This window comes from Pseudomonas saxonica, from assembly GCF_007858365.1.
Taxonomy (GTDB): domain Bacteria; phylum Pseudomonadota; class Gammaproteobacteria; order Pseudomonadales; family Pseudomonadaceae; genus Aquipseudomonas; species Aquipseudomonas saxonica.
The window spans coordinates 185276-197944 of the sequence record NZ_VFIO01000006.1 but is presented as its reverse complement, the minus strand read 5'-3'; the positions used below and the strand labels follow the sequence as shown (position 1 = coordinate 197944).

At 58.6% G+C, this 12669-nt stretch carries 9 protein-coding genes; 8 read left to right on the top strand and 1 reads right to left on the bottom strand.

The features are described 5' to 3' along the window. The 4 genes from FJD38_RS16290 (at position 1) to FJD38_RS16275 (ending at position 4885) form a co-directional block, all read left to right on the top strand. Entirely contained in the window at positions 1 to 942 is a 942-nt protein-coding gene (locus tag FJD38_RS16290) for an ABC transporter permease (RefSeq protein WP_146386286.1), read from the top strand. A gap of 65 nt (positions 943 to 1007) precedes the next feature. Then, positions 1008 to 1832: an ABC transporter permease gene (locus FJD38_RS16285; RefSeq protein ID WP_244302749.1), complete on the top strand. Its 825-nt coding sequence runs from the start codon at positions 1008 to 1010 to the stop codon at positions 1830 to 1832. 2 nt (positions 1833 to 1834) lie between these two features. Continuing rightward, positions 1835 to 3478 carry an ABC transporter ATP-binding protein gene (locus FJD38_RS16280; protein ID WP_146386282.1) on the top strand — a complete coding sequence of 548 codons (1644 nt, stop codon included), beginning with the start codon at positions 1835 to 1837 and terminating at the stop codon, positions 3476 to 3478. 126 nt (positions 3479 to 3604) lie between these two features. Beyond that, on the top strand, positions 3605 to 4885 hold the full coding sequence (locus FJD38_RS16275) for an OprD family porin (protein WP_146386280.1): 1281 nt from the start codon (positions 3605 to 3607) through the stop codon (positions 4883 to 4885). Between the two features lie 131 nt (positions 4886 to 5016). Here FJD38_RS16275 and FJD38_RS16270 read toward each other — a convergent pair whose 3' ends face one another. Then, entirely contained in the window at positions 5017 to 5907 is an 891-nt protein-coding gene (locus FJD38_RS16270; RefSeq protein WP_122782350.1) for a GntR family transcriptional regulator, read from the bottom strand. Between the two features lie 230 nt (positions 5908 to 6137). Here FJD38_RS16270 and FJD38_RS16265 point away from each other — a divergent pair, with 230 nt between their 5' ends. The 4 genes from FJD38_RS16265 (at position 6138) to FJD38_RS16250 (ending at position 12648) form a co-directional block, all read left to right on the top strand. After that, positions 6138 to 7643 carry a serine hydrolase domain-containing protein gene (locus FJD38_RS16265; protein ID WP_146386278.1) on the top strand — a complete coding sequence of 502 codons (1506 nt, stop codon included), beginning with the start codon at positions 6138 to 6140 and terminating at the stop codon, positions 7641 to 7643. A 39-nt stretch (positions 7644 to 7682) separates the two neighbouring features. Beyond that, entirely contained in the window at positions 7683 to 9011 is a 1329-nt protein-coding gene (gene aptA / locus FJD38_RS16260; protein WP_146386276.1) for an omega-aminotransferase AptA, read from the top strand. A 24-nt stretch (positions 9012 to 9035) separates the two neighbouring features. Further along, complete coding sequence (locus tag FJD38_RS16255; protein WP_146386274.1) at positions 9036 to 10466, top strand: aldehyde dehydrogenase family protein; 1431 nt, start codon at positions 9036 to 9038, stop codon at positions 10464 to 10466. A 142-nt stretch (positions 10467 to 10608) separates the two neighbouring features. Next, entirely contained in the window at positions 10609 to 12648 is a 2040-nt protein-coding gene (locus tag FJD38_RS16250; protein WP_208727524.1) for an NADPH-dependent 2,4-dienoyl-CoA reductase, read from the top strand. Positions 12649 to 12669 lie beyond the last annotated feature (21 nt).

Below are 12669 nucleotides of genomic sequence, written 5' to 3'. Positions count from 1 at the left end.
ATGTTTCGTTTGATTTTGCAGCGGCTCGCCATGGCCGTGCCCACCCTGTTGCTGATTTCGGTCATGGTGTTCGCCTTGATCCGGCTGATTCCGGGCGATCCAGCGCTATTGATGCTGGGCGATATGGCCGACCCGCAGAGCCTGGCGGACATGCGCAGCTCTCTGGGGCTGGATCATTCGCTGGTGAGTCAGTACCTGATTTGGATCAAGGCCGTACTCAGTGGCGACCTGGGTTTTTCCATCACCAGCCAACAAGCGGTGCTGCCGCTTATTTTTGACCGGTTTACGGTGAGTGCGCAGATCGTACTGGTCTCGGTATTGCTGGCCACGCTGATTGCCGTGCCCGTCGGCATGCTGGCCGCATGGAAGCAAAACAGCGCACTGGACCTCGGTCTGGTGGCCTCGGCAACGGTGCTGCTGTCGATTCCCAGCTTCTGGCTGGGCTTGCTCTTGCTGTATGTCTTCGGCATTCAACTGGAGTGGTTACCGGTGGTGGGCTACGTCAGTTTTGGGGACAACCCGTGGCTGGCGCTGACCTATCTGGTGTTGCCGATTGTGACCCTCACGCTGGTGGAGTTTGGCTCCATCGCCCGTATGGCAAGGGCCAGCACGATTGAGGTGCTGCGTCTGGAATACATTACCCACGCCAGAGCCAAGGGGTTGTCGGAGGGCGCTGTGTTGTGGCGCCACGCGCTGCGCAATGCCTTCGCGCCGACTTTGACATTAATCGGCCTGATTCTGGGCAACTTGTTGGGCGGCATTGCGGTACTGGAGACCGTGTTCACCCTGCCGGGGATTGGCCGTTTGATGGTCGACTCGATCTTTGCCCGCGATTACCCCGTGCTTCAGGGCTGCCTGCTGCTGATTACCGGCATCTATGTGTTGGTCAACTTGTTGGTGGATTTGCTCTATCCGCTGTTTGATCCGAGGGTGAAATTATGAGTGCCAAGTTACCTGTGGCGCCGCCTGTCTCTGTGCCTGCCACCGATGCCGAACCTGTCAGCCTGATGCGCCGTAGCTGGCGCTATCCGCCAGCCAACGCGCTAATAGGGGGCGGTTTGTTGCTGTTGCTGGTGGGCATCGCACTGCTGGGCCTGGTCTGGACACCCTACGATCCATTGCGTCTTGATCTGCTGGCACGCCTTAAGCCACCGTCAGCGGTGCACTGGCTGGGCACCGATGAATTTGGCCGTGATGTGCTGAGTCGCCTCATGATCGGCGCGCGTACCAGTCTGTGGATCAGCTTGCTTTCCGTCAGTGTGGCGGTCGTTGCCGGAACCCTGATCGGCCTGCTTGCCGGCTACATGCGCGGCTGGACAGACCGTTTGCTGATGATGGTTAACGATGCCTTGCTGGCATTCCCCGGCATTCTGATGGCGCTGGGCATCATGGCCATTATCGGTGCAAGCCAATACGGCATTGTGCTGGCGCTGGGTATTGCTTACACCCCCTCGGTGGTGCGCGTGGTACGCGGCAGTGTGCTGTCTTTGCGCGAGCTGGAATTTATCGAAGCGTCCCGAGTGATCGGCAATTCGCAGCTGTACACCTTGTTCAGGCATATCGCGCCCAACTGTCTGGCGCCGCTGTGCGTGCTGGCTACCAGCATGTTCGGTTGGGCCTTGCTGTCTGAAAGTGCCTTGAGTTTCCTCGGGCTGGGCGTGCCACCGCCTGCGGCAACCTGGGGCAATATGCTTGCCGCCAGCCGTCCCTACATCGCCTCTGCCAGCTGGCTGGGGCTGTTCCCGGGCCTGTTCATTTGCCTGGCCTTGCTGGCGATCAACTTGTTTGGCGATGCCTTGCGCGATCGTCTCGACCCGCGCATGAGGAAGTGAGCATGACTGAGCCAACCACACTCTTGTCCGTAGAGCACCTGAGCATCCGTGTCGGCAGCGATGGCCCGCTGGCGGTCGATGATCTGAGCTTCAGTGTTGCCCCTGGCGAAATCGTCGCGCTGGTCGGCGAGTCGGGCAGTGGCAAGACCATGGCCGCTCGCGCCGTTATCGGCCTGCTGCCCGCGCCCATGACCGTGTGTGCAGGGCGCATTGATCTGCAAGGCGTGGATCTGGCCACGCTGGGCATTGAGCCTCTGCGCAAGATCCGCGGGGCTACCGTAGGCATGGTCTTTCAGGAGCCTATGGTCTCGCTTAACCCGGCCCTGACGATTGGTCGGCAGATGAGTGAAGCCTTGCGACTTCACACCTCGCTGAACAAGCAGCAGATTCATGAGCGCTGCGTGCAGATGTTGGAACGTATTGGCATCCACGATGCCGAGGGCTGCCTGCTGTCTTACCCGCATCAATTTTCAGGCGGGATGCGTCAACGGATCATGCTCGCTTCGGTGATGCTGCTGCGCCCGGCGCTGTTGATAGCCGATGAGCCCACCACGGCGCTGGATTGTCTGGCGCAACTGGACGTGATCGAGCTGATGCTCGAGTTGACCCGTGAGCAGGGCACCGCCATTTTATTTATCAGCCACGACCTTTCGCTGGTTGCGCGTTATGCCGACAAAGTTGTGGTGATGCGCCACGGTCGTTCGGTGGAGCAGGGCAGCATTGAAGACATCCTGCTGGCGCCCAAGGCGCAATACACCCGTCAGTTGCTCGAAGCCTTGCCTCTGCGCGGCACTCTGCCTGTGCTGCCAGACGCAGACAGGCCTTTGCTGGAAGTCGACAACGTGTGCATAGAACACCCCGGAGCAAGGAGTTTCTGGGGCACGTCACAGCCCAATCGCGTGGTGCATTCGGCCAGCCTGAGCATCGCCCGGGGCGAGACACTTGCGTTGGTGGGGGGCAGCGGTTCAGGCAAGACCACTTTGGGCCGTTCTGTGGTCGGGTTGATCAAACCGTGCGCGGGCAGTATCCGTTTTGAGGGGGTGGACATACTCAAGGCCGCTAACCGAAGCCATCGTCTTGAGTGTCAGATGATTTTTCAGGATCCGTTTTCATCTTTGAATCCGCGCATGAAAATCGGTGACATCCTTATCGAGCCGCTGCGCCATGAGCCGGGCATGAGTGCTGCCAGCCGCGCCGAGCGGGTGCGTCAAACCCTTCAGGACATTGGTTTGGCCGAGCACTTCACCACGCGTTTCCCGCATCAGTTATCCGGTGGTCAACGTCAGCGGGTAGCCATTGGCCGGGCCTTGGTCAGACGGCCAAAACTGGTGATTGCCGATGAACCCATTTCCGCCCTGGACATGACCATCCAGAAGCAGATTCTCGAACTGTTCGAGCGCTTGCAAAGCCAATACGGTTTTGCCTGCCTGTTTATCTCTCACGACCTGTCTGCGGTGGAGCGCATTGCCCATCGGGTGGCCGTCATGAGCCGTGGCAAGGTGGTCGAAATCGGCACGCGTGAAGCCGTGTTCGATTCGCCGCAACATCCCTACACCCGACAACTGCTGGCCGCGGCCAGCCCATTGGAAAAAATCGAAGGCGGTGGTTACCGAATCAGACCGGGCGTTGTGCCCGGGGCTCTTTAGCACCCTCGATGCGTTAAACCCCAGGGCATGAAGCGTGCGCGGATCGCTGATCCGCGTGATGGGCGTAGCCATGTCCGAAGAAAACAAAAACAACTTATTAATCATCTTCTGCCAGGAGCCAACAGCATGAAAATACCGATGAACCACGCCGTGACGGGGGCCGGTCTGATCGGCGCAAGTCTATTGCCAGGTCTTGCTCACGCAGACTTTATTGGCGACAGCAGCGCCGCGCTGGAATTGAAAAACTATTACTTCAACCGCGACTACCGCGAAGACGCCGGGCAGTCCAAACGTGAAGAGTGGGCGCAGGGTTTTATCCTCAAAGTGCAGTCGGGCTACACCGAAGGCACGGTAGGGTTTGGCCTGGACGCCATCGGCATGCTGGGGCTCAAACTTGACTCCAGCCCTGATCGCTCCGGCACCGGCATTCTGGCCCGTTCCGGTACATCCGAACCGGGTAAGCCCAGCTATGCACGACGGGCTGAGGACAGTTATTCAAAGCTGGGCGTCACTGGCAAGGTGCGGTTCGCCAAGAGTGATCTGAACATCGGTTACCTGGTGCCCGACATGCCCACGCTGCAACCCAACGGCAGCCGGTTGTTTGCCCAAAGTTTCCAGGGCACGGCCTTGAGATCCAATGACATCAAGAACCTGGCTCTGGCGGCTGGTCAAATAGATCAAGTGCAACAACGCGACTCGATGGACTATGAAGACATGGGCCTGACCAGTCAGTACGGGGCGTATAAGAGCACGGCAAAAAGTGATCAGTTTCGCTACGCCGGCGGGGATTACAAGCTCACTCCCGATATGACCGTGAGTTACCAGTTTGCGCAACTGCAAGACCTCTACCGTCAGCACTACGTGGGTGTGAAGAACAGCTTTGCGATGGGTCCCGGCGCACTGAAAACCGATATCCGTTACTTCGATGCCGGTAAAGATGGTGCAGGGCTGGCCGGGAAGGTTGATAACCGTGCGTTGAGTACGCGAGTTGCCTACAGCTATAAAGGCCATACCCTGGGTGGCGGGTATCAGGGGCAGTACGGTTCAACGCCGTTTACCTACGTCGATGGCACCAATACGTTCCTGTTTACTGAGTACCAACTGGGTAACTTCTCCCAGACCGGGGAGCGCAGCTGGCATGCGCGGTACGATTACGACTTCGCGGCACTGGGGGTTCCGGGCCTGACCTTTTCGACCCGCTATGCCAAGGGCGACAAAGCAAAGGTGATCGGTTTTGCGGGGGAGGGGCGTGAATGGGAGCGTGATTCAACGCTCACCTATCTTGTGCAATCAGGCACGTTCAAGAACGTATCGCTGCGCTGGCAGAACGCTACCGCGAACAGCAACTACACCCGTGACACCGATGAGAATCGGGTGATTATTGGCTATAGCCTGGCGTTGTGGTGACAGCCACCAGCGGAAGTTGCGCAGCAACTGTCGAGTAATGCGAGGCTGCGTTCGATGGCGCAGCCTCCACCCATTATCGGGGCTTGCAATCGCTTCGCGACCGAACGCAGCCCCGCGCGGCTCGTCAGCTGCTAAGAGGTTTGCATTCCGGTGCTGCGGGCTACACCCATCTGGCTGGCGACTTCCAGATGGCGCTTGAGCAGCGTGGAAGCCCATTGGTTATCACCCTGTTCGAGTGCGTCCAAAATGGCCAAATGCTCCCGGCAAGAGGCTTTTACTCGTTCTACGTTATTGACCGAGTGAAATTCGGTCAGGCGCCGCAAGCGGTTTTGTTGCTGAACCGCTTGCAGAATAAACGTGTTACCCGACGCCGCCGCCAGCAGTTCATGAAACTCGGCGTTGCTTTCAAAGAAGCTTTTGTTATCGACCCGGCCCTCGAGCAATTCGACCTGCCGCTCACGGCAACGTTGAAAATGTTCTGCATTGAGCTTGAAGGTCGGCTCCAGTAATCCCGCTGGCTCCAGCAGCATGCGAAAGCGATAGCTTTCAAAGCGCTTCTCTTTGGAGCTCAACGTGGGCAAGAAAATCCAGCCGTGGCCATGTTTGCGCTGCATCACCCCCTCATCGGACAAGCGAAGCAGGCAGCGGCGCAGTACGCCTTTGCTGACGTCATAGCGGCGCAACAAGTCGCTTTCCATGATCTGGTCGGGCAGTTGCTGGTTCAGGCGATCATCAATCAGGCGTCGATACAGTTCTTCGTCTTCCCCACGCAGTTGCTGCGCTTCGAGTCCGATGTTTTTGACGGCATTGAGCGGGACGCGGAAGCCTTGCTGGGCCAGCGGCTCAATCAGCTGTTGTTGCGCAAGCCAGACCAGCGCACCGCGCACGGGTGAGCGGGACACACCGAAACGTTGGGCAATCTCCACTTCCTTGAGATGGGCACCGGGCTGCAAGTCGCCTGACTGAATGGCATTAAGAATCTGCCCGGCGACTTTGGTTTGCAGTGATGTGAGCTGACTCATTGTCGTTAAGGTTCCAAAAACACAATGGACACAAGGATACCTGAATCCAGCAGTCGTGCATGTGCCGTATTTACGGGGTTTAAGCCATGAGGGCTGTGCATGCGGCGTGATTTATTTTGCATTTAAATACATTGGAAGTCTTTTGCTGGTCTTTAATTGTGTATTATTGGTCATCTAAATACATTGCCGGGACAGGCTCAGGTTCCCCGGTTCCAAGTGAGATTACGTGAATGACAGACATGCACTTGCCCAGAGCGTTGCCTTGCGAAAAAGGCGTCGATGCTCGCGGCATCAGTGACTTTATCGAGGCGGTCAATGCTGCGGGCCTGGAGTTGCACAGCTTTATGCTTTACCGCGCCGGAGCTGTAGTCGCCGAGGCTTACTGGTCGCCGTATCGCGCTGATCGCCCGCATGTTCAGCATTCCGCCACCAAGAGCTGGGCCGCAACCGCAGTAGGCTTGTTGGTCGATGACGGGTGTTTGTCGCTGGACGATAAGGTGGTGGGATTTTTTCCGGATGATTGTCCGTCCGTGATCAGCGACAACCTGGCGGCGATGACTATCAGGGACTTGCTGACCATGCGTACCGGGCATCAACGCGGCATTTCCGGTGGTGCCTGGCGAGGTCTGCAAGACAGTTGGGTCAGGGCGTTTCTCGCTGAGCCGGTAGCGGACAGACCGGGCGAGCACTTCATCTACAGCAGCGGTTCGAGTTTCATGCTCTCGGCAATTGCCACACGGGTATCGGGTAAAACCCTGCATGAACTGTGTACCGAGCGCTTGTTCAGGCCGATGGGCATGGGCCGTATCGACTGGGACATGGCCCCCGGCGGCTATAACACTGGGGGCAACGGGTTGACCTGTACCACCGAAGATTCACTCAAATTCGGTGTGTTGCATTTGAACCGCGGTCAGTGGCTGGGCCAGCAACTGCTCTCTGGTCAATGGGTCGATGAGGCCACCCGCAATCATGTCGAGCATGTGTGGATGGGCGAGTTCGACGGCAAACGGTTCCTGGGCCGTGAAGAAGGCGGGCAAGGGGCCGTGGCCAAACGTGATGGCTACGGCTATCAGTGGTGGATGACCCGTCACGGCGGTTATTACGCCTCCGGTGTATTTGGGCAGCAATGCATTGTGTTGCCAGACCAGCAGACGGTGATTGCCTTCACCTGTGGTTTACCCCTGGGTGAACGGCGCTTGCATACGCTGATGTGGGAGCATCTGTTTCCTGCGCTGGATACTCCTGTTCGGTTGCCCGGCCTTGCTGAACAACAGCTGCAGGCATTGATCAAGCGACTGCAGTTGCCCGAACTCGCAGGCGCGTGCGAATCCCCGGCGCGGTCTCTGTTGCAAGGGCGGTTCGCTATTGAACCCAACGAAGATCAGGTCACGCATGTCAGCTTCGACTTCAGCGCTGGCGCCTGTGAATTCACCCTGAGCGATCATCGCGGCACCCATCGAATTGCGGTCGGGCTGGCGCAGGGCATTGAAAGCCAGACCAGCATGACCGGCAACTATCTGCATCATCAATATCAGCCGGACCTCACGCCTGTCGTGGCTCAGGGACGCTGGACTGCAGAGCATGAGTTCACCATGAACTGGCGTTTTGTCGAGACGGCCTTTAGTGACCGCGTGGTGTGTCGCGTGGAGCAGGGCCAATTGTTTCTGGACCGCAGCGTCAATGCCAATGCTGGCCCTTTATGGCGTCCTACGTTGACCGGCACGCCCGTTCAATAGTGCCTTCATTCCCCCCCGTTCAAGCACACAGGAGTTTTTATGACTGACCTCGCCCACCTTGAGAGTGGCCGCGATTCAATGGCCTTTTGGGCACCTTTCACGCCCATGCGTCAGTTTAAGCAGCAGGCCATGATGTTCAGCTCGGCCCAAGGCATGTACTACACCACCACGGACGGCCGTCAGGTGCTGGATGCCATGGCCGGTCTATGGTGCGTGAACGCGGGCCACGGTCAGGCAAAAATTACCGAAGCCATTCGCGAAGCCGCCGGGCGTCTGGATTTTGTGTCTTCCTTCAAAATGAGTCATCCCGCCGCTCTGCAAATGGCCGAGCGCTTGATCGACGTTGCCCCGGCAGGCATGGAGCAGGTCTTTTTTACCAACTCGGGGTCGGAGGCCGTGGACACCGCCCTGAAAATCGCCCGCGCTTACCACCAGGCCCGTGGTGATTGCCGCCGAACACGCTTTATCGGCCGTGCCAAGGGGTATCACGGTATGGGCTTTGGTGGCCTGTCCGTGTCGGGTATCGGTCGGCAGAAACGTGATTTTGGCCCTTTGCTGGGTGAGGTTGCTCATCTGCCGCTCCCTTATGACGCGAGCATGCGTTTCAGTGCCGGCCAGCCGGAAGGTGGTCTGCAGTACGCCCACGCGCTTACTCAATTATTGGAGATTCAAGATCCGGGCACTGTGGCGGCAGTCATCATTGAGCCCGTGACCGGCTCCGGCGGTGTTTACCCGCCGCCTGTTGGTTATCTGCAAGTGTTGCGCGAGATCTGCGACCGGCACGGCATTCTGCTGATCTTTGATGAGGTCATCACGGGTTTCGGCCGACTGGGCAGCAGCTTTGCCGCGCAGGCATTGGGCGTTACGCCGGACATCATGACCACGGCCAAGGGCTTGACCAATGGTGCAGTGCCCATGGGTGGGGTGATCGTCAGCGCAACGGTGTATCAAGCGTTTATGCAAGGCCCCGAAAATGCCATCGAGTTGATGCACGGCTACACGTACTCGGCCCATCCACTGGCTTGCGCTGCGGGGTTGGCCACGCTTGAGGTGCATGCCGAGCAAGGCATCAACGAACAGGCCCGGGCTATCGAGCCGCTTTGGCAGGCCTGTGCATTGGCCTTGCAAGGGGTGCAATGGGTTGTCGATGTTCGGGCTATTGGCCTGCTCTGCGCGGTTGAGTTGGCACCGCGTGAAGGTGCCGTTGGCGCTCGCGGTGCAGCCGTGGCGCAAAGCTGTTTCGAGCACGGCGTGCTGGTGCGTGGCTCAGGTGACACCATCGTTATATCGCCGCCGCTGGTGATCACCCGTGATCAGGTTGCACAAATTTTCGAGACGCTGCGCAGTGCGATCTTGGGCGTTGCCTGAGACGACTGAAAAGAGGAGGCAAAAATGGATTTGCTCACGTTCTATATCGACGGGCAATGGTGCGCGCCTTCAGGTCAGCAGACGCTTGAGGTAGTCGACCCCGCGACTGAACAAGTGATCGGGCGTCTGGCTCTTGGTGATGCCGAAGACGTGCAGCGTGCCGTGCAAGCGGCACGCATGGCGTTTTCAACGTGGTCAGTGTCTGCGCGGGCGGATCGGCTGGAGGTACTGGCGGCGATCATCCAGGGGTACGAGCACTGTGCCGAAGAGTTGGCTCAGGCCGTTCACCTGGAAATGGGGGCGCCCCTGTCATTGGCTCGCAGTGCCCATGTGCCCGCCGGCAAGGGGCATTTGCAGCGAGCATTCGAGGTATTGCGCGATTACCGTTTTGACCAGGTCTGCGGGTCGACCCTGATCACTCGCGAGCCGATCGGTGTGTGTGGCTTGATTACGCCCTGGAATTGGCCGCTGAACCAGATGACGTGCAAAGTCGCCCCGGCAATGGCCGCAGGCTGCACGGTGGTGCTCAAACCCAGCGAGCGTGCGCCTTTGTCGGCGCTGATTTTTGCCCGGATTCTGCACGAAGCCGGTGTACCCAAAGGTGTCTTCAACCTCATCAATGGTGAGGGGCCGGTGGTTGGCGAGGCACTCTCACGTCACCCCGGCATTGACATGATGTCTTTCACCGGCTCGACTCGCGCTGGTGTAGCGGTGGCCAAGGCGTCCGCCGATACGGTCAAGCGCGTGGCGCAGGAGCTGGGAGGCAAATCGCCAAACATCATCTTGCCCGACGCCGACCTGACCGCGGCGGTTCGCCACGGCGTGCTCGGTTGTCTGCGCAACAGTGGGCAATCGTGTAACGCCCCGACGCGCATGCTGGTGCCCAGAGCATTACAGGCTCGGGTGATCGAGATAGCCCGGCAAGTCGTCAGTGAAGTCTGTTTCGATGATTCAAATCCGCTCACGGCCCTGGGCCCGGTGGCCAACCACGCACAATTCGAGCGTGTTCAGGCGCTGATCGGCGAAGCGATCAGTCAAGGCTCACGCTTGGTTGTCGGCGGTATGGGGCGGCCAAAGGGCTATGAGCATGGGCTGTATGTGCAACCGACGATCTTTGCCGACGTAGAGCCGGGCATGCTGATCGCTCAAGAAGAGGTATTTGGCCCGGTGCTGGCGATCATGCCGTATGACAGCGAAGCCCACGCCATCGACATGGCCAACGACACGGTTTACGGGCTGTCGGGCTATGTGACGGCGGGCAGTACCGAACGTGCATTGCAAGTGGCCCGTCAGTTGCGTACCGGCATGGTTCACCTCAATGGCAGCAAGGCAGATAATTCGGCACCGTTTGGCGGCTATAAACAATCCGGTAACGGTCGTGAGTGGGGGCGCTTTGGCTTTGAGGAGTATTTGGAGGTCAAGTCAGTATTTGCTGCCTACCCTGAACCGGAATGAGGGGAGGGCGGTGTGCAGTAAGGTTATTATTTTGTCACTTTGGGGCATTGAGCGAGCGGTGTCAGGTCTTTAATGTGCCTGATATTCAACGACGGGGGCCGCAGAGCCTCCTCGTTCCGTGAACGATTTGTTGTGGAGCGACCTGATGATTGCCCAGCCTTACCCGCATTTGATGGCCCCGTTGGATTTGGGCTTTACCACGTTGCGCAACCGTACCCTGATGGGCTCGATGCACACCGGTCTGGAAGAAAAGCCCGGCGGCTTTGAGCGCATGGCGGCTTACTTTGCCGAGCGGGCCAGAGGCGGCGTCGGCCTGATCGTCACAGGCGGCATTGCGCCTAATGATGAGGGCGGTGTGTACAGCGGCGCGGCCAAGTTGAGCACGGTTGAAGAAGCAGAAAAACACGTGGTCGTGACTCGCGCGGTACATGATGCCGGGGGCAAGATATGCCTGCAAATCCTCCACGCCGGGCGTTACGCTTACAGCCCGCGGCAAGTAGCCCCCAGCGCGCTTCAAGCGCCCATTAACCCGTTCACTCCCAAAGAGCTGGACGAAGCCGGTATCGAGAAGCAGATCAGTGACTTCGTAACCTGCGCCAAATTGGCTCAGAGTGCGGGCTACGATGGCGTTGAGATCATGGGTTCTGAGGGGTATCTGATTAACCAGTTTCTGGCGGCTCAGACCAACCATCGCACCGACCGCTGGGGCGGCAGCTACGAAAACCGCATGCGTCTGCCGGTGGAAATCGTGCGTCGTGTGAGAGAAGCCGTTGGCCCGAACTTCATTATCATTTATCGCCTGTCGATGCTCGACCTGGTCGCCGGTGGCAGCGTCTGGGAAGAAATCGTGCAGTTGGCGCAAGCGGTGGAGCAGGTGGGTGCCACGCTGATCAACACCGGCATTGGCTGGCACGAAGCGCGTATTCCGACCATTGCCACCAAGGTTCCCCGGGGAGCTTTCAGCAAAGTAACGGCCAAGCTGCGTGGCGCGGTTCAGGTGCCGTTGATCACTACGAACCGTATCAACACCCCGGAAATTGCCGAGCAGATATTGGCCGAGGGCGACGCGGACATGGTGTCCATGGCCCGTCCATTCCTGGCCGACCCGGAGTTCGTCAACAAGGCAGCGGCGGGGCGCAGTGATGAGATCAACACCTGTATTGGCTGCAATCAGGCCTGCCTGGATCACACCTTTGGCGGCAAGCTCACCAGTTGTCTGGTCAACCCGCGCGCGTGCCATGAGACTGAACTGAACTACCTGCCGACCGTGGCGGTGAAGCATATCGCCGTGGTCGGTGCTGGCCCTGCGGGCTTGGCGGCGGCTACCGTGGCGGCGGAACGTGGCCATCAAGTGACACTGTTTGATTCGGCCAGCGAGATTGGCGGGCAATTTAACGTGGCCAAGCGTGTGCCGGGCAAAGAAGAGTTTTTCGAAACCCTGCGTTACTTCAAGCGCAAGTTGCAAACCACCGGCGTAGAGGTATGCCTCAACACCCGCGTCAATGTTGAGCAATTGCTGGAGGCCAACTATGACGAAGTTATTCTGGCCACTGGCATTGCCCCGCGCACACCGGCGATTGCGGGCATCGACCATCCTAAAGTGTTGAGTTATCTGGATGTCATCCTTGAGCGCAAGCCGGTGGGTACCAAGGTTGCTGTGATCGGTGCGGGCGGCATTGGTTTTGATGTGTCCGAGTTCTTGGTTCATCAGGGTGTTGCCACCAGCCAGAATCGCGATGCGTTCTGGAAGGAGTGGGGCATTGATTGCAAGCTTGAAGCCCGTGGCGGTGTTGCCGGTATCCAGCCACAAGTGCCAGCACCGGCACGCGAAGTGTTTTTGCTGCAACGCAAAAAAACCAAGGTGGGTGAAGGGCTGGGCAAGACCACGGGCTGGATTCATCGCGCAGGGCTCAAAAGCAAGCATGTGCACATGCTCAACGATGTTGAATACCTGAGCATCGACGATCAAGGTTTGCATATCAGTATTGGCGGTGGTGAGCCACAGCTGTTGGCGGTCGATAACATTGTGATCTGTGCCGGGCAAGATCCTTTGCGCGAGTTGCAGGACGGTCTGGTTGCGGCAGGGCAGAGCGTACACCTGATTGGCGGTGCGGATGTGGCGGCTGAGCTGGATGCCAAGCGCGCGATTAATCAGGGTTCGCGTTTGGCGGCGGTTCTCTAAGGAAGCATCTACAGCGTTCAA

Excerpts from the sequence above, each read along its gene's own strand:
- FJD38_RS16270 (WP_122782350.1), bottom strand. The coding sequence starts at position 5,907 with ATGAGTCAGCTCACATCACTGCAAACCAAAGTCGCCGGGCAGATTCTT.
- FJD38_RS16280 (WP_146386282.1), top strand. The coding sequence starts at position 1,835 with ATGACTGAGCCAACCACACTCTTGTCCGTAGAGCACCTGAGCATCCGT.
- aptA (WP_146386276.1), top strand. The coding sequence starts at position 7,683 with ATGACTGACCTCGCCCACCTTGAGAGTGGCCGCGATTCAATGGCCTTT.
- FJD38_RS16290 (WP_146386286.1), top strand. The coding sequence starts at position 1 with ATGTTTCGTTTGATTTTGCAGCGGCTCGCCATGGCCGTGCCCACCCTG.
- FJD38_RS16255 (WP_146386274.1), top strand. The coding sequence starts at position 9,036 with ATGGATTTGCTCACGTTCTATATCGACGGGCAATGGTGCGCGCCTTCA.
- FJD38_RS16265 (WP_146386278.1), top strand. The coding sequence starts at position 6,138 with ATGACAGACATGCACTTGCCCAGAGCGTTGCCTTGCGAAAAAGGCGTC.
- FJD38_RS16275 (WP_146386280.1), top strand. The coding sequence starts at position 3,605 with ATGAAAATACCGATGAACCACGCCGTGACGGGGGCCGGTCTGATCGGC.
- FJD38_RS16285 (WP_244302749.1), top strand. The coding sequence starts at position 1,008 with ATGCGCCGTAGCTGGCGCTATCCGCCAGCCAACGCGCTAATAGGGGGC.